A 15,641-nucleotide genomic window follows, 5' to 3' on the forward strand; every position below is an offset into this window, starting at 1 on the left:
GCTTCCTTTTATTAGCCGGCTTTTGCAATAGTCTTGCGCATATGGGTCAGCCGCCGGTCGGCCATGTCCTCATGATGCGTGATGGCGAAGCCGAGGCGCTCGTACCAGCCGATGCGCTGGGCCAGTTTGGCGTGGGTGTAGAGGTGGACGGAGCCGTAGCCGAGCGCCCGCGCCCGCTCGTCAGCGAAGGCCATCAGCGCTGCGCCCAGCTTGCGGCCCCCGGCCTCCGGCGCGACCGCGATGCTCCAGACCGTGAAGTCCTGCGGCTCGACCTCGAGAACGATGGCGGCCTCGAGGCCATTCTCGCCATCCACCAGCCAGACCTCATGCTCGGAGACGACCTGCCGGTAATCGGCGATGCGCGGCAGCGAGGGAACGCCGATGATGCTCTCGTTTGGAGTATACGCCGCGTTCTTGAGGGCGAGGATGGCCGGAATGTCGGCATAGCCCGCGCGGCGCAGTGCGGCAGCCCCCGCCTGTGCGGCGATCTGGTTGAAGGCGCCGAGCGAACGCTTCTGGTTGCCCTGTCCGTCAAAATTCTCCGGCGCCAGCCAGCGACGGAAGGCCTGAGCGCGCACCGGCCACTCGCTATCGAGGATCGAGAACCAGGCGGTGTCGCGGTTCTCGCCCTTCACCACCATGTGCTGGCGGAACAGCCCCTCATACTGGAAGCCGAAGCGCAGGGCGGCGCGCTTGGAGGGCTCGTTGAGGTTGTTGCACTTCCACTCGTAGCGGCGATAGCCGAGCGAGAAGCCGTAGTCGCCGACGAGATAGATGGCTTCCGTCGCCGTTCGCGTGCGCTGCAGCGCCGGGGAATAGGTGATCCAGCCGACCTCGAACACGCCATGCTCGGGCCGGATCTCCATGATCCAGAGATGGCCCTTGGCCTTGCCGTCGGCCTTGTCGATCACGGCGAGCGGGACGATGCCCGCCTTCGCCACCATCGAATCCAGCAAGGCGCGGTATTCGTCCTTGCTCTTCGGCGGGGTGGCGGGCAACCAGTCCCAGACGCTGTCATGCCCGGCATTGGCAGCCCAGATGCCATCGAGATGGCGGCTGACATCGAGCGGCTCGAGCCGGCAATATTGCCCGTCCAGAACCTTGGCCGGCGGGAATGGCGGCGCCTTCCAGTCGAGTGTCATGACAGTCCCTTCCCCCGCCAGCTCGTGAAATCCTGCTGAACGCTCCAGCCCGAGCCGAGCTCTTCCGCAATGGCATGGGCGAGCGCATGCCCCTCGGCCTCCCAGGCCATGCGCTCGACCTGATCGGCGAAGTCGGACGCTACCGGATCATCCTCGTCATAGATCGCGTCGAACGCATCCATCCAGGCTTCGAGCCGATCTCCGATCGCCTCGGACAGGCCGAGATCCTCGGCATCAACGGCCTTGCGCTTGCCCTTGGCGTCGACCTGCCAGAGCCCGCTACGCCCGAGCCATTCCGGTGCGATCAGGAGCGTGCCGCTCATGAGCGCTCCCCGAGATCCTTGGTGAAAAACGGATTGAGCGGCACCGAAGCGCCGTTGCCGGCAAAGCCCTTGAAACTCCCCTCCTCCGCGATCAGCCGCGTCGTCTCGATGAAGGCGGCCCATGCTGCCCTTGCCAAGGCGGCGCCGATCGAGATGCGCCGCACGCCAACCGCCGCGATATCCGCGACAGAGAGCCCGAAATCGCCATAGACCAGCGCGTTCACCGGCTTTCCCCCGGCCGCGGAGACGATGGTGGCGATATCGGCCGCGGTCTTCGGCCCGGGGGCATAGAGCACGTCGGCGCCTGCCGCCGCATAGGCTTCGATCCGGCGCACCGCTTCCTTCAGCGGCTCCGAATGACCGGTCAGGAAGCATTCGGCGCGGGCCGTCAGCACGACGCCGGAGCCGGTGTCGTCGATTGCCTTGCGCGCGGCCTTGACCCGCTCGACCGCAAGCTCGAAGGCATAGAGAGGATCGTCCGTGCGCCCGGTTGCATCCTCGATCGAGAGGCCGGCGACGCCGGTCGCGACGCAGAGCTTGACGTTGGCGGCGACGCCGTCCGGCGTATCGGCATAGCCGTTCTCGAAATCGGCATTGACTGGCAGATCCGGCACAGCCTTCACCATCTCGGCGATGTGGGCGAGCATCATGTCCCGCGGTACGTCTTGGTCGGCACGCGCCTGCGTGAAGGCGAAGCCGGCGCTCGTCGTCGCCAGCGCCTTGAAGCCCTGTCCGCGCAGCCAGCGCGCCGAACCGAGATCCCAGGGATTGGGCATCACGAAGCACTCAGCCTCGTGCAGCTTGCGGAAGGCTTCGACTTGCGGGCTATGTGCCATTTTAAATCGTTTCAAATGGAGACCGATGCGAGGGTCGCATAGTGTCCAGCGCGCACGCATTTGTCAGCCCCGAAGCCGCGCATCGGCGGACGGGCGCCGTTGCGCATGGCGAATGCCGCCGCAGCCGTCATTCTCGGGCGGCACGAAGGGCCGACCCGAGAATCTCTCGCCGGAAGAGGCGCATTCTTCGGCACGAGATGCGCGGGACAGGCCCGAGCATGACGCGCCAGGGAGCGCCGCGCTCAGTGGTTGTCGCGCGGAATGCCGAACTTCTTGTGGATCTTCTGGTACTTGACGGCCGGCTTGAGGACCATGCCCTCGGAGAGCTCGCCAACGATCTTGCGTTGGATCTCCTGCCAGGGGGTCTGGCTCTTCGGATATTTATAGCCGCCCGACGCCTTGAACGCCGCCTTGCGCTCAGCCAGTTCCTCATCCGAGATCAGGATGTTGGCGCTGCGTTTCTTGAGGTCGATACGGACCTTGTCGCCGGTCTTCAGCAGCGCCAGGCCGCCGCCGGTCGCCGCCTCCGGCGAGGCGTTGAGGATCGAGGGCGAGCCGGAGGTGCCGGACTGGCGCCCGTCGCCGACGCAAGCGAGCGCGGTGACGCCCTTCTTGATCAGGTAATCCGGCGGCCGCATGTTCACCACCTCGGCCGCGCCGGGATATCCGATCGGGCCGACGCCGCGGATGAACAGGATGCAATGCTCGTCGATGGCGAGCGCGGGATCGTCGATGCGGTGGTGGTAGTCCTCCGGCCCGTCGAAGACGATGGCGCGGCCCTCGAAGGCCATCGGGTCCTTTGGGTTCTCCAGATAGCGCTTGCGGAATTCCGGGGTGATCACGCTGGTCTTCATGATCGCGGAATCGAAGAGATTGCCGGAGAGGTTGAGGAAGCCGGACTGGGCCTTCATCGGCTCGTCATAGCTCTTGATGACCTCGCGGGCGATGGAGAAGGCACCCTTGCAGTTCTCTTCCAGGGTGTTGCCGTTGGCGGTGATGGCGGGCTTCAGCTTGCCCTTCTCCACCAGCTCCGCGATCACGGCCGGCAGGCCGCCGGCGCGATAGTAATCCTCGCCGAGATACTCGCCGGCCGGCTGCAGGTTGACCAGCAGCGGGATCTCGTAGCCGATCTTGGTCCAATCCTCGTTGTCGAGTTCGACGCCGATATGCTTGGCGATGGCGTTGACGTGAACAGGCGCATTGGTCGAGCCGCCGATCGCCGAATTGATGACGATGGTGTTTTCGAAGGCCTCGCGCGTCAGGATCTTCGAGGGGATCAGGTTTTCCCAGACCATTTCGACGATGCGCTTGCCCGTCAGATAGGCCATCTCATAGCGGTCGCGATAGGGCGCGGGGATCGCGGCGGCGCCGGGCAGCGTCATGCCCATCGCTTCCGCCAGCGAGTTCATCGTCGAAGCCGTGCCCATGGTGTTGCAGTGGCCGGCCGACGGCGCCGAGGAGGCGACGAGTTCGACGAAGCCCTTATAGTCGATCTCGCCCGCCGCCATCATCTGGCGCGCCTTCCAGACGATCGTACCGGAACCGGTCCGCTCGCCGCGGAAGGAGCCGTTCAGCATCGGCCCGCCCGGCAGTGCGATCGCTGGGATGTCGACCGTCGCGGCCGCCATGATCTGCGCCGGGGTCGTCTTGTCGCAGCCCGTCGTCAGCACCACGCCGTCGAGCGGGTAGCCGTAGAGGATCTCGACGAGGCTGAGATATTGCAGGTTGCGGTCGAGCGAGGCGGTCGGCCGCTTGCAGGTTTCCTGGATCGGGTGGATCGGGAACTCGAAGGGCACGCCACCCATCTCGCGGATGCCGTCGCGGACGCGGTGCGCCAATTCGATATGGTGGCGATTGCACGGGGCGATGTCGGAACCGGTCTGGGCGATGCCGATGATCGGCCGGCCGGACTGCAACTCGTCGCGCGACAGGCCGAAATTCATGGTGCGCTCGATATAGAGCGCGGTCATATCCGCATTCGCGGGATTGTCGAACCACGCCTTGGAGCGCAGCTGCTCGGGCTTGATGCGCCGAACCGGCTTCTTGCCGGGGGTCTTGCCAGGTGCCTTGGCCATCTCGTTTCCTCTCGCGCGGCACGGCGCTGACGGCCGTTTGCCGATCTCTCATTCAAACGATTTGAGACAAGCCATCATGCCGATCGCCGGTAGCTCGGCAAGGGCCATTCTGCTTGATAGTCATACTAATTATTCATGCTGTATGCAGTATGCAACAACGTGTGGTGCGCGGCACACGCTTGCCAGCCCTGCCGGTTTGGCGCCAAGAAAAGGCGGGTCAGAAGGCACGCCCTGACAGAACCGGCCAATCTGACCGTCCGAAAAGCGCCGCCGAGGAAACGCGCCATGTCCCTTCACGTCGTCCCATCCTTCGCCCGCATCGGCGAGGAGAACGCCTTCGCCGTGCTGGCGCGCGCGACCGAGCTGCAGCGACAGGGCAAGGACATCATCAATCTCGGCATCGGCCAGCCGGACTTCGCCACGCCCGAGCACATCGTCGAGGCCGCGGTGAAGGCACTCCGCGACGGCCATCATGGCTACACCCCGGCGAACGGCATCCTGCCGCTGCGCGAGGCCGTCGCCGCCGACCTGCACAAGCGCTTCGCGGTCGAGGTCTCTCCCGAGAGCGTAATGATCGTGCCGGGGGGCAAGGTCACCATGTTCATGGCGATCCTGATGTTCGGCGAGCCCGGCGCCGAAATTCTTTATCCGGACCCCGGCTTCCCGATCTATCGCTCGATGATCGAATATACCGGCGCGACGCCGATCCCGGTGCCGGTTCGCGAGGAGAACGGCTTTGCTTTCTCCGCCGAGGAGACGCTCGCGCTGATCACGCCGAAGACCCGGCTCCTCATCATCAACTCGCCGGCCAATCCGACCGGCGGCGTGACGCCGAAGAGCGAGATCGACAAGCTCGTCGCGGGGCTGGCTGATTTCCCGGACGTCGCGGTGATGTCGGACGAGATCTACGACCAGATGGTCTATGACGGCGAGAAGCATGTCTGTCTTCTCAGCTATCCCGAGATCCGCGACCGCCTCATCCTGCTCAATGGCTGGTCCAAGACCTATGCGATGACGGGCTGGCGCCTGGGCTACTCGGTCTGGCCGAAGCCGCTGCTCGACAACGCCCGCAAGCTTGCGGTGAACTCGCATTCCTGCGTCAACGCCCCCGCGCAATGGGCAGGTCTGGCGGCGCTCACCGGCCCGCAGGACGCCGTCCACACGATGGTCGCCGAGTTCGACCGGCGCCGTAAAGCGGTGGTGAAGGGGCTGAATGGCCTGCCGGGCGTCTCCTGCGCCGTGCCGAAGGGCGCCTTCTATGCCTTCCCAAACATCACCAAGACCGGCTGGAAGGCGAAGAAGCTCGCCTCGGCCCTGCTGGAGGAAGCCGGCGTCGCCACAATCGGGGGACCCGATTTCGGCGTCCATGGCGAAGGCTACATCCGTCTCTCCTACGCGAACTCGCTAGAGAACATCGAGAAGGCGCTCAAGCGGATGGGCGCTTTCCTCGAGAGCCGGCACGGAGCCTGAACATGGTAACCTGTTATCTGCGCTATATCATCGATCCCCATCAGCTCCCGGCCTTCGAGGCTTACGGCAAGCTCTGGATCCGGCTGGTCGAGAAGTTCGGCGGCAAGCACCACGGCTATTTCATGCCGTCGGAAGGCGTGTCCAACGTGGCGCTCGCCTTGTTCAGCTTTCCCACACTGGCGGCCTATGAGGATTACCGCAAGCGCTCCTTCGACGATCCCGAATGTCAGGCCGCATTCGCGATGAACGAAAAGGACCGCTTCATCATCAGCTACGAGCGGTCATTCTTCCGGCCGGTCTTCGAGGATGATCAGGGCGTAAAGCGCGCGCCCTGAGAGCCCCCTCAGTTCCGCGCCGCGCTCGCGGTGACGCCGGGATCGACCTTGAAGCTCGAGGCCTCGATCACCGCCGTTCCGATCATCGTCTTCACGGAGATGCGCACCGGCACCATCACATCGGTGCCGGCGACCGGCGCCAGCCAGGCTGTGATGTCTCTGTTCTCGGTCATGAACTTGGTGCTGGGCCGGAGCGCCCGGTGGCCCGAAATCGGCGCATAGCGCGCCTGGCAAATGGAAACCGGACCGCTATAGCCGTCGAGCTTGACGTTGCGGGTCCCGGCGCTGCTGAGCTTGATGTCGTAGCGCGCCGCGCCGTCGAAGATCGGCAGTGTGCGGTTGCAGGCGCCGTCCCTGCCCTTGCCGTTGACCGGCATAAGGAAAGCGCTGAGCGGATCGACGATGTTGCGCTTGTGCCCCTCGGTGACCGGCACGCGGTCAGGCTTGTCGTCGATCGGCGGCTCGATATCGATGCCCGCGACGCTGTTATCGGCGAGCGCCATGCGCACGGTGCGGCTCTCGCTGGAATTGGCGGAGCTGACGGCGAAGGTCCTGGGCGCGAGCTTGCCGCCCACCAGTGCCCCGGTCGCCGCGCCGGAGCCGCGGCCGCCGGTCACGCCGCCGACGATTCCCGTCAGCTTCGCGGCCATGTCGAGCTTGTAGCTCGATCCGTCGATACCGCCGGAGAGGCTCGCGGTGCCCAACGTGATGCCGAGAAGGGAGACGTCGTAGCGCGCATCGAGCGAGGCCGCCTCGGCCATCTCGGCCAGACAGGCTGCGAGAACCAGCGCTGCGAGGGACGATGCGACGGCGGATTTCATCCATTGCCTCCGGAACGGCGCGATCCTGCGCGACATGCACTCTGAATCGGTCCGAATCGTGACCGGTTTCCCATCGCAGCGAAGCGACGGCCGGACGAAGCATCCGATGCCGATCTTTACACCTCGTTAACGCTGAAGGCGATGTGAACAGGCCGCGGGAGTTTTCCTTGACGAGGCCTGCGAGCTTGGCTATGGAACCACGACTTCAATTTGACTTCCGGTGCTCGCCGGCACGTCGCGTGTCGGTTTTTTTGTTTGAGCGACCTGGGGATGTAAGGAACGATTGCCATGGCCCGCCGTTGCGAACTGACCGGGAAAGCCACCCAGACCGGCCACCTCGTCAGCCACTCGAACCGCAAGACGAAGACCGTCTTCCGCCCGAACCTCGTGAACGTCACGCTGCAGTCGGACGCGCTCGGCCGTTCGGTGCGCCTGCGCATTTCGGCCAACGCCCTGCGTTCGGTCGAGCATCGCGGCGGCCTCGACGCCTTCCTGCTCAAGGCTGCGGCCGGCGACCTCTCGGTCGGCGCGCTCACCCTGAAGCGCGATCTCGAGAAGAAGCTTATCGCCAACTGAGCGGGCTTCCCTTTCGGGGTTGAACGAAGCGGCCGAAAGGCCGCTTTTTTCGTTTGGGCCACACCTGCCGTCATTCTCGGGCGCGGCGAAGCGGAGACCCGAGAATCTCGGGCGGGAAGAGGCTCCTGTTCCACTGGTCATGAGATGCTCGGGTCAAGCCCGAGCATGACGTTCTCTCTACGAAAGCAGCTCGAATTCCAGCAGCACCGTCCGCTGCAGGAAGGAGAAATTGTCGTCCGAGATCAGGGTCAGCACTGTGCGCCCGTTCTCCTGATGGACGGACAGCCCTTCCATATTATCGATCTCATAGCCGAGATCGGCCTCGATCAGGCCCGGTCCATCCACCAGCGCGCCCGGCCGGATGTCGCGCCCGGCGATTCGCCTCATCCTCATGCCGACGCCCCGCAGCGGCTGGTACCAGCGCTCGAGCAGCAGCATGTCGCCAGACGGCAGAAAGGCGAGATCGGTGATGTCATAGCCGTCATGCCTGGCGACCTTGAACAGCCCCGGCTGGGGACCGCCGAGAATCGCGCCGAGGGTCGGCTCGTCCTCCTTGCCCGATCGCTCGGCGACCGCGACAAGCGCGCCCTTCAGCGGCCCTACCGGCACCACACCCAGCGCCTCCAGCCCGCGATTACGCGGCAGGCGTTTGATTTCGGGCGGCACGGGCACCGATCGCGCCCGCGCTTCGGCGCCCTCGCCCGCCCAGTCGAAACGCACGATCTCGTGCCGGCGTTCGATCCCGACATGGGCGACGCCATCGGCGATGCAGAGGCTCTCGGTGTCGAAGAGCCCCGAACGCGCAAGCGGCCGTCCGGAGGCGCCGAGGATGGCAGCCATCTCGGCATCGGCGAGGCCGGTAAGCTTGCCCCCTTGCGAAGCGATTCTCGCCGTCAGCCAGTAGCCGCGGTCGGTCACTGCGACGAGATCGCGTCCTTCTTTGAGTCGAGCCATGCCGGAGAAACCGCCAAAGCGCGGATGCCCGGACGACAGCACGAGGCCGCTGCGGAACTGGAGCGCGCCGAATCGGCGCCGCTCGGGGTTGCGCGGTTCGAAGGCCGCGAGCGGCCGGGCTGAAACCGAGACTGGAAAGCGAGTCTGCTCGGCGGCCTGCGCCACCCCCGGCAGCACCAGGCCGCCGAGGCCCGCAAGCGCGGCACGCCGTGTCAGGCGCATCAATGCAGGCGGCGCGACGTGGGACCGGCGGCTGGCCCGTCCTCTTCGAAAAGCTCGGCGAGCTTCTCGGTCATCACGCCCCCCAGTTCCTCGGCATCGACGATGGTGACGGCGCGGCGGTAGTAGCGCGTGACGTCGTGGCCGATGCCGATGGCGATGAGTTCGACCGGCGAACGGCTCTCGATCTCGGCGATGATATGGCGCAGATGCCGCTCGAGATAATTGCCGGCATTGACCGAGAGGGTGGAATCGTCGACCGGCGCGCCGTCCGAGATCACCATCAGGATCTTGCGCTGCTCCGGCCGGCCGAGCAGGCGCTTATGCGCCCAATCCAGCGCTTCGCCGTCGATGTTCTCCTTGAGCAGACCCTCGCGCATCATCAGGCCGAGATTCTTGCGCGCGCGCCGCCAGGGCGCGTCGGCGGCCTTGTAGATGATGTGCCTGAGGTCGTTGAGGCGGCCGGGATTGGCTGGCTTGCCCGACTGCAGCCAGGCCTCGCGCGACAGCCCGCCCTTCCAGGCGCGCGTCGTGAAGCCGAGGAGCTCGACCTTGACGCCGCAACGCTCCAGCGTGCGAGCGAGGATATCGGCGCAGGTAGCGGCGACCGTGATCGGCCGTCCGCGCATCGAGCCGGAATTGTCGATCAGCAGGGTCACCACCGTGTCGCGGAAATTGACGTCCGATTCCCGCCGGAAGGAGAGCGGCTGGAACGGGTCGATGATGATGCGCGGCAGGCGGGCAGGATCGAGCGCGCCTTCCTCCAGATCGAACTGCCAGGAACGGTTCTGCTGTGCCATCAACCGCCGCTGCAGGCGGTTGGCGAGGCGTGCGACGACGCCCTGCAGATTCGCGAGCTGCTTGTCGAGATAGGCGCGCAGGCGCGTCAGTTCCTCGGCGTCGCAAAGCTCCTCGGCCGTGACGATCTCGTCGAACTTGGTCGTATAGGCCTTGTAGTCCGTCTGGGGGCGTTCATTGCCGCGGCTCTCGCGCGGACGCGGCGCCTCGCCGGCCTCCTCGGATTCGGAGCTGTCATCCTCCTCGTCCCAGTCGCCGGCCGGCGCGTCGGTCGCCTCGGAGGCGCCCTCCTGCAGCTCCTCGGTCGCGTCCTCGCTGACCTCGACCTCGGAGCGGTCCGCGCCGCTCTCCTGCTCGGATTCGCCTTCCTGCTGCTGCTGGTCCTCGGAGGACTGGTCCTGGTTGTCCTCGTCCTCCTCGGACTCGTCGCCCTGCGCGGTCTGATCGGCCATGTCGAGCGAGGCCAGCATGTCGCGCACCGTACGGGCGAAGCCGCGCTGGTCCTCGATCGTCTTGGAGAGCCTGTCGAGATCGCTCCCGGCCTTGGCTTCGATCTGCTCGCGCCAGAGCTCGACGATCTTTTCGGCCGCCTTCGGCGGCTTCAGGCCCGTCAGGCGCTCGCGCACCATCAGCGCCAGAGCATCCTCGAGTGGCGCGTCGGCGCGATCGGTGATTTCCTCGTAACGCCCGCCGCGATGATAGCGGTCCTCCAGCATCGCGGTGATGTTGCCGGCCATGCCGGACATCCGCCGCGCGCCGATCGATTCGACGCGCGCCTGCTCGACGGCATCGAAGACGGCGCGGGCAGCATCGCCCTCCGGCGCGGCGCGGCGATGGATCGCGGCGTCATGGCAGGCAAGGCGTAGCGCCATCGAATCGGCATGGCCGCGAAGGATCGCGACATCGCCGACGCTGAGCTTGCGCGGCGGCTCGGGCAGTCGCGCCCGCTCGCCGACCAGCGACGGCTTGTCCGAGGCAAAGACGATTTCCATCTCCGGCTTGCGCGCGATCGCCTTCATCGCGCCCGAGATCGCCCGCTTCAGCGGCTCGGCCGGGGCTTCCTTCGGCGTTCCAGGCTTGCGGTTCGAGATGCTCATAGCGCCTTCGTGAAGTGATGCAGCGATTGACCCGCCACCGGATAGTTCTCCATCCGGCCGCATTCGCGATAGCCGAGCTTGGGATAGAAGCCCGGCGCCTGGATGCTCATTGTCCCGAGAAAGACACCCTTGGCGCCGTGCTGGCGAGCCTCGTCTTCGGCTCGCGCGACCAGCGTCTCGCCCAATCCCGCGCCGCGATGGGCCTCGTCGATCCAGAGCAGATCGACATAGAGCCATTCCCATTTCAGCTCGCCGACGAGGCCGCCGACGATCTCGCCGCTCTCGTCGCGCAGGCTGATGGCCAGCGGCTTGGCGTTCCGGGGGCCGACCTTCGCCTGGTTATGCGCGCTCAGGCCACGCAGCACCGCGGCACGCGTCTCGTCCTGCTCGGGCTCGACCGTGATCGCGACCACAACCCCTCCTAGCGCGAACGCCCGTCATAGGCCGTCGGCGACAATTCGGTCGGCTCGATGCCGGCGAGGCAGCGCACATTGACCGCGACCATCGGCGTGCCGTCGGGCCCATTCGCCTTGGCAAAGGATTCGACGCCGCAGGTCTCGCAGAACAGATGCTGGATCTTCTGCGTGTGGAAACGGTACTCGGTCAGCGCATCCTCACCCTTGGTGAGGGTGAAGGTGCTGGCGGGCGAGAACGCGAGGATCGAGCCACGGCGCTGGCAATAGGAGCAGTTGCAGGTGAGCGTCGTCCCGAGATCGGCCTCGACCTCATAGGCGACACGCCCGCAGTGACAGCTTCCCTGGTACTGCGCCATGGCTCGTGTCCTCTCGTTAGCTCAGCACCACATTCGCCGCGCTTTCCGGCAGTTCCTTGCCGAAGGAGCGCTGGAAGAACTCGGCCACCAGCGTGCGCTCCATCTCGTCGCACTTGTTCAGGAAGGTGACGCGGAAGGCGAAGCCGATATCGCCGAAGATCGCCGCGTTCTCCGCCCAGGTGATGACCGTGCGCGGGCTCATCACGGTCGAGAGATCGCCGTTCATGAACGCGTTGCGGGTGAGATCGGCGACGCGGACCATCTTGTTGACGATGTCCTTGCCCTCCGGGCTCTTCTGATAGTGCTTCGACTTCGCGAGAACGATCGCGACCTCGTTGTCATGCGGCAGGTAGTTCAGCGTGGTGACGATCGACCAGCGGTCCATCTGGCCCTGGTTGATCTGCTGCGTGCCGTGATAGAGGCCCGAAGTGTCGCCAAGACCAACCGTGTTGGCGGTCGCGAACAGCCGGAAGGCCGGATGAGGGCGGATGACGCGCTTCTGGTCGAGAAGCGTCAGCTTGCCGGACTGTTCGAGCACGCGCTGGATCACGAACATCACGTCTGGGCGGCCGGCGTCATATTCGTCGAAGACGAGCGCGATGTTGTTCTGCAGCGCCCAGGGCAGGATGCCGTCCTGGAACTCGGTGATCTGCTTGCCTTCCTTGAGCACGATCGCGTCCTTGCCGACGAGATCGAGGCGCGAGACGTGGCTGTCGAGGTTGACGCGGACGCAGGGCCAGTTGAGGCGGGCCGCGACCTGCTCGATATGGGTCGACTTGCCGGTGCCGTGATAGCCCGAGATCATGACGCGTCGGTTATGCGCGAAGCCGGCGAGGATCGCGATGGTGGTGTCGCGGTCGAAACGGTAGTCGGGGTCGAAATCGGGCACATGCGGATCGGCTGCCGAATAGGCCGGCACTTCGAGGTCCGTATCGATCCCGAAAGTCTGCCGAACCGACAACTTCATGTCGGGCAATCCGGGCGCGGTCGTCGTCGTCATCATCTTGTCTCCAGGCGCAGGGCCGTGGCCGGCTACATGCCGGTTTGCCCAGAGCCGACCGAGGAGGGAGGCGGATCATCCCTCATTAGAGCGAAAGACCGGAAGCGGCAATTCGCAAAGCTGCACCCTGGCCCTCGCAAAGGGCATGCCGGCCACGGCTCGTGATCGCTCAGACGCGCTCGTCCAGGAGCTGTTTCACCATTGCGACCGCATTGCGGGCACCGTCGAGTGCGAGAGCGATGCCGGGCGGGTTTCGGCCGATTCCGGCGGCGACGGCGGCCGCCAACCGATCTGGTGTCAAAGCCCCCTCCCCCGAAATCCGCAGGCAACGCGCCAGCCCGGCACGCTCCATCGCTTCGGCTCTGACGGCCTGCTCCGTCTCGCCACCGGCATCGAACGGGACGACGATGGCGGGGCGCCGTGCGGCGACGAGGTCGAGCACCGTGTTATAGCCCGCCTGGCTGATCGAGATCGCACAGCCGGCGAGCAGCGCCGGGAAATCGGGCCGCACGCGCTCGACCGTGACATGCGCCGGCGCGTCTGCCCGCAGCCGGCCGAAGACGTCCCCGCCGACCGCACGCCCGACTAGGATGCGCCAGCGCCGCTCCTGCGGACCGAGCTTCGCCGCCGCGATGGCGAGTGCGAACAACGGAATGGCCGCGGCGGAACCGCCGCCGGATACGAGCACTTCGCCGGTCTCGATCGGCGCGTCGGCAGCCGGCGCTTCGGCCATGTAGCCGGTGTAGCGCAGCTTGGCCGCCAGCCTCGCATCGACTGGCCAGGAGCGGTCGAGCGGCAGGAAATCCGCATCGCCATGGACCAGCACCGCATCGAACAGCGTCGCGAGCCGCCCCTCGGCCTCCGCTATGCGCTCAGGGCGCGGCCTTACCAGCACGTCCCGGACCGAGGAGAGCACGAGGGTCCTCGGATTGGCGGCCCGCGCCGCCGCGATCAGGGCGAGAAATTCGGCGGCGAGCTGTCGGCGCCCGAACGGGAAATGTTCGACGATCACCGCATCGGGCCGCAAACCTGTCGCCAGCCCTTCCAAAGCCGCAACGCGCTGGGCCTTGCGTTCGAGGTCGATGGGCCGACCGGCCTCGTCGAGCAGCGTGCGGAAATCGATGCCCTCCGTTCTGACCGGCGGCAACTGCACGAAGGTGAAGGGCTCCTGCTCCATCGGCCACAACGGCATGCCGCCGCTCGCCAGAGTCACCGCGAACCCTTCTCGCGCCAGCGCCCGTGCCAGATTGGCCGCACGCACCAGATGGCCCGACCCGAGCAGATGCGTCACCGCGATGAGGACGGTCGCGCTCATGCCTTTTCTTCGGCAGAGGCGTGTAGCCGCGCAGCGATGCCGTCCAGTCCGGCAGCCGCCGAGAAGGCGCCGGTCAGCCGCGCCAGCGCGCGATAGCCGAGCTGCCCCCGCTGCTGCGGCGAACAGGCGAGCTCACCGAGCACCCCGGCAAGCCCGTCGATGTCACCGGGCTGCACCAGAAGCCCCTCGACACCATGCCGAACGAATTCCGGAATCCCGGCGAAATCGGTTGCCACGATCGGCAGGGCCTGGCTCGCGGCCTCCATCACGACGTTCGGCAGCCCGTCGCGGTCGCCGTCGCCGGCCTGCTTCGAGGGCAGGACGAAGAGATCGGCAGCCCTGAGCGCGGCGATGACCTCGTCCTGCGCCTTCGGTCCCGCCCAGACGACCTTGTCATCGAGGCCGAGGGAACGCGCCTTCTCCTTCAGCGTCGTCAGCATCTCGCCGCCGCCGATATGGGTCAGCCGCCAATGCAATATGCAGGGCAATCGGGCCAGGGATTCCAGCAGATCGTCGAAGCCCTTCTTCGCCACGGCTCGCCCGATGGTGACGAAGCGCACCGGATCGGCCGCATCCGAGCCGTCGCGACCGGACCTCGGGGCGGGCGGCGGAAAGCGGGTGAGGTCGAGCCCGTGATAGACGAGCTCCACTTTGTCGGGCTGGTCGGAGAGCCGCCCGAGCTCGCGAAAGCCGTCCTGCGTGCAGGTCACGCCCCAGGCGGCATCGGCGATCTTCTCCCGTTTTTCCCAGTCGGGCGTCGTCCAGATGTCCTTGGCATGGGCGGAGAAGGACCAGCTCAGGCCGCGCAGCAGGGCCGCGTAGCGGATGACCGAAGCCGGCGTGTGCAGGTAATGCACATGCAGGTGCCGGATATCCTCGGGCAGTTCTCGCGCCATCACGCAGGCCTGACCGAAGCGGCGCAGGCGGTTGCGCGTCCGGTCACGGGCAAGATCGCGCAGGAAGAGCGCCAGGAGCTTGCGGAAGCCGGGCTGGGTCAACGCGCCGAACACTGCGCGCGCCACCCGCCCCGGTTCGTCATGCAGATATTCCGGCAGGTAGCGCACCGGTGCGATGATCTGGTTGTGCATCAGGTGCTTGGCGCCGTCGGTCGGATGCCGGAGCGACCAGATCTCGAAGGCGAGGCCGCGCTGTTGCAGCCCGAGCAATTCCTGCGCGATGAAGGTCTCCGACAGCCGCGGATAGCCCTTCATCGCCACCGCGATACGCGGCACCGTGCCTGTCGTCATCGCCGGCCGATCAGCATGAAGCGTGTATAGTTTTTCGTCGGCCGTGCCCCGGCGAACCAGACCTCGGCAAGCCCCGCCTGCTCGCGGAAGGCATCGAGGGAGGCCACGCAGCTGCGATGATCCGGCTCGCGGTAATAGTCGTTGGATTGCAGCACGAGCGGCAGGCCGGCCGGCAAACTCGCGATCCAGCCCGGCACGTCGGCGAGATGCTCGCAGCTTGTGTTGACGACGAGCCCGGGCCTGGGTGACTGAGCCGCGAAATCAAGCGCCATCATGTCCGCTGTCGCTGCCCGGAAGCGGCCGGAAGCGACATGGCGGTGATTCAGGATCTCCGCGATCGGCGCGCAGGTCGGGTCGATATCGAGGCTGACCACCTCATCGATAGCGAGTCTCGGATCGTCGAGCAGCAACGCTCCGAGCACACCATACCATGCGCCGAGCACCCAGACCGGGCCTTCCGGCTTCGGGCAGGCCTCGGCCAGCGCCTCGACGAGCCACTGCTTGGAGGCGATCTGCTTGTGGTTGCAGGCGATCGACAGGTCCGGCGGCGCGCCTTTGCCATAGAGGCGTGCGACATCGGCGACGATGCGGTTCCCGGATAAGGCCGCCATGCCGCGCAGCAGGTCGTGGAAGGCCTCGCAAGGAGGTTCAGGCGTCATGG

At 66.1% G+C, this 15,641-nt stretch carries 16 protein-coding genes and 1 pseudogene; 3 read left to right on the forward strand and 14 right to left on the reverse strand.

Annotated features, from left to right (window positions below):
- Positions 1 to 11: 11 nt before the first annotated feature.
- The 5 genes and pseudogenes from AC1DEZ_RS16245 to AC1DEZ_RS16265 all read right to left on the reverse strand — a co-directional run bounded on the left by AC1DEZ_RS16245 (position 12) and on the right by AC1DEZ_RS16265 (position 4,376).
- Positions 12 to 488, reverse strand: coding sequence for a GNAT family N-acetyltransferase (locus AC1DEZ_RS16245; protein WP_476780015.1), 477 nt, complete (start codon positions 486 to 488; stop codon positions 12 to 14).
- A pseudogene (locus AC1DEZ_RS16250) lies at positions 486 to 1,142 on the reverse strand (GNAT family N-acetyltransferase); the annotation flags it as partial. The pseudogene AC1DEZ_RS16250 and the gene AC1DEZ_RS16245, both read right to left, overlap by 3 nt.
- Complete coding sequence (locus AC1DEZ_RS16255) at positions 1,139 to 1,465, reverse strand: hypothetical protein (RefSeq protein WP_476779989.1); 327 nt, start codon at positions 1,463 to 1,465, stop codon at positions 1,139 to 1,141. The gene AC1DEZ_RS16255 and the pseudogene AC1DEZ_RS16250, both read right to left, overlap by 4 nt.
- Positions 1,462 to 2,301: an isocitrate lyase/PEP mutase family protein gene (locus tag AC1DEZ_RS16260; RefSeq protein WP_476779990.1), complete on the reverse strand. Its 840-nt coding sequence runs from the start codon at positions 2,299 to 2,301 to the stop codon at positions 1,462 to 1,464. The genes AC1DEZ_RS16255 and AC1DEZ_RS16260 overlap by 4 nt, the downstream gene beginning before the upstream one ends.
- A 242-nt stretch (positions 2,302 to 2,543) precedes the next feature.
- Positions 2,544 to 4,376 (reverse strand): IlvD/Edd family dehydratase, encoded by a 1,833-nt coding sequence (locus tag AC1DEZ_RS16265; protein WP_476779991.1) that lies wholly within the window; start codon positions 4,374 to 4,376, stop codon positions 2,544 to 2,546.
- Positions 4,377 to 4,661: 285 nt separating this feature from the next.
- Between AC1DEZ_RS16265 and AC1DEZ_RS16270 the strand changes: the two genes are divergently transcribed.
- Positions 4,662 to 5,846, forward strand: coding sequence for a pyridoxal phosphate-dependent aminotransferase (locus AC1DEZ_RS16270; RefSeq protein WP_476779992.1), 1,185 nt, complete (start codon positions 4,662 to 4,664; stop codon positions 5,844 to 5,846).
- A gap of 2 nt (positions 5,847 to 5,848) precedes the next feature.
- Complete coding sequence (locus AC1DEZ_RS16275) at positions 5,849 to 6,181, forward strand: NIPSNAP family protein (RefSeq protein ID WP_476779993.1); 333 nt, start codon at positions 5,849 to 5,851, stop codon at positions 6,179 to 6,181.
- 8 nt (positions 6,182 to 6,189) lie between these two features.
- On the opposite strand, the gene AC1DEZ_RS16280 is transcribed toward AC1DEZ_RS16275, so the two are convergent.
- Positions 6,190 to 7,002, reverse strand: a complete 813-nt coding sequence (locus AC1DEZ_RS16280) for a DUF3108 domain-containing protein (protein WP_476779994.1) — start codon at positions 7,000 to 7,002, stop codon at positions 6,190 to 6,192.
- A 288-nt stretch (positions 7,003 to 7,290) separates the two neighbouring features.
- Between AC1DEZ_RS16280 and rpmB the strand changes: the two genes are divergently transcribed.
- Complete coding sequence (gene rpmB, locus AC1DEZ_RS16285) at positions 7,291 to 7,578, forward strand: 50S ribosomal protein L28 (RefSeq protein WP_441510680.1); 288 nt, start codon at positions 7,291 to 7,293, stop codon at positions 7,576 to 7,578.
- 177 nt (positions 7,579 to 7,755) lie between these two features.
- Here the strand turns inward: rpmB and AC1DEZ_RS16290 are convergent, their stop codons facing one another.
- The 8 genes from AC1DEZ_RS16290 to AC1DEZ_RS16325 form a co-directional block, all read right to left on the reverse strand.
- Positions 7,756 to 8,754: an esterase-like activity of phytase family protein gene (locus tag AC1DEZ_RS16290; protein WP_476779995.1), complete on the reverse strand. Its 999-nt coding sequence runs from the start codon at positions 8,752 to 8,754 to the stop codon at positions 7,756 to 7,758.
- Positions 8,754 to 10,646, reverse strand: a complete 1,893-nt coding sequence (cobT, locus tag AC1DEZ_RS16295) for a cobaltochelatase subunit CobT (protein ID WP_441510682.1) — start codon at positions 10,644 to 10,646, stop codon at positions 8,754 to 8,756. The genes AC1DEZ_RS16290 and cobT overlap by 1 nt, the downstream gene beginning before the upstream one ends.
- Entirely contained in the window at positions 10,643 to 11,059 is a 417-nt protein-coding gene (locus tag AC1DEZ_RS16300; protein ID WP_476779996.1) for a GNAT family N-acetyltransferase, read from the reverse strand. Before AC1DEZ_RS16300 ends, cobT begins: the two co-directional genes overlap by 4 nt.
- A gap of 8 nt (positions 11,060 to 11,067) precedes the next feature.
- Complete coding sequence (locus AC1DEZ_RS16305; RefSeq protein WP_476779997.1) at positions 11,068 to 11,418, reverse strand: GFA family protein; 351 nt, start codon at positions 11,416 to 11,418, stop codon at positions 11,068 to 11,070.
- A 16-nt stretch (positions 11,419 to 11,434) separates the two neighbouring features.
- The gene (cobS, locus tag AC1DEZ_RS16310) at positions 11,435 to 12,418 is read right to left on the reverse strand and encodes a cobaltochelatase subunit CobS (RefSeq protein WP_441510685.1); all 984 of its coding nucleotides are present in this window, start codon (positions 12,416 to 12,418) and stop codon (positions 11,435 to 11,437) included.
- 169 nt (positions 12,419 to 12,587) lie between these two features.
- Complete coding sequence (locus AC1DEZ_RS16315; protein ID WP_476779998.1) at positions 12,588 to 13,733, reverse strand: glycosyltransferase family protein; 1,146 nt, start codon at positions 13,731 to 13,733, stop codon at positions 12,588 to 12,590.
- Positions 13,730 to 14,980 carry a glycosyltransferase gene (locus AC1DEZ_RS16320; RefSeq protein ID WP_476779999.1) on the reverse strand — a complete coding sequence of 417 codons (1,251 nt, stop codon included), beginning with the start codon at positions 14,978 to 14,980 and terminating at the stop codon, positions 13,730 to 13,732. Before AC1DEZ_RS16320 ends, AC1DEZ_RS16315 begins: the two co-directional genes overlap by 4 nt.
- A complete protein-coding gene (locus AC1DEZ_RS16325) occupies positions 14,977 to 15,639 on the reverse strand; it encodes a class I SAM-dependent methyltransferase (protein WP_476780000.1) in 663 nt (220 codons plus the stop codon). Before AC1DEZ_RS16325 ends, AC1DEZ_RS16320 begins: the two co-directional genes overlap by 4 nt.
- Positions 15,640 to 15,641 lie beyond the last annotated feature (2 nt).

The organism is Allobosea sp. 10L422 (assembly GCF_056395345.1).

Coding starts and splice junctions, on each gene's coding strand:
- AC1DEZ_RS16255 (WP_476779989.1), bottom strand. CDS start 1,465: ATGAGCGGCACGCTCCTGATCGCACCGGAATGGCTCGGGCGTAGCGGG.
- AC1DEZ_RS16260 (WP_476779990.1), bottom strand. CDS start 2,301: ATGGCACATAGCCCGCAAGTCGAAGCCTTCCGCAAGCTGCACGAGGCT.
- AC1DEZ_RS16265 (WP_476779991.1), bottom strand. CDS start 4,376: ATGGCCAAGGCACCTGGCAAGACCCCCGGCAAGAAGCCGGTTCGGCGC.
- AC1DEZ_RS16270 (WP_476779992.1), top strand. CDS start 4,662: ATGTCCCTTCACGTCGTCCCATCCTTCGCCCGCATCGGCGAGGAGAAC.
- AC1DEZ_RS16275 (WP_476779993.1), top strand. CDS start 5,849: ATGGTAACCTGTTATCTGCGCTATATCATCGATCCCCATCAGCTCCCG.
- AC1DEZ_RS16280 (WP_476779994.1), bottom strand. CDS start 7,002: ATGAAATCCGCCGTCGCATCGTCCCTCGCAGCGCTGGTTCTCGCAGCC.
- rpmB (WP_441510680.1), top strand. CDS start 7,291: ATGGCCCGCCGTTGCGAACTGACCGGGAAAGCCACCCAGACCGGCCAC.
- AC1DEZ_RS16290 (WP_476779995.1), bottom strand. CDS start 8,754: ATGCGCCTGACACGGCGTGCCGCGCTTGCGGGCCTCGGCGGCCTGGTG.
- cobT (WP_441510682.1), bottom strand. CDS start 10,646: ATGAGCATCTCGAACCGCAAGCCTGGAACGCCGAAGGAAGCCCCGGCC.
- AC1DEZ_RS16305 (WP_476779997.1), bottom strand. CDS start 11,418: ATGGCGCAGTACCAGGGAAGCTGTCACTGCGGGCGTGTCGCCTATGAG.
- cobS (WP_441510685.1), bottom strand. CDS start 12,418: ATGACGACGACGACCGCGCCCGGATTGCCCGACATGAAGTTGTCGGTT.
- AC1DEZ_RS16315 (WP_476779998.1), bottom strand. CDS start 13,733: ATGAGCGCGACCGTCCTCATCGCGGTGACGCATCTGCTCGGGTCGGGC.
- AC1DEZ_RS16320 (WP_476779999.1), bottom strand. CDS start 14,980: ATGACGACAGGCACGGTGCCGCGTATCGCGGTGGCGATGAAGGGCTAT.
- AC1DEZ_RS16325 (WP_476780000.1), bottom strand. CDS start 15,639: ATGACGCCTGAACCTCCTTGCGAGGCCTTCCACGACCTGCTGCGCGGC.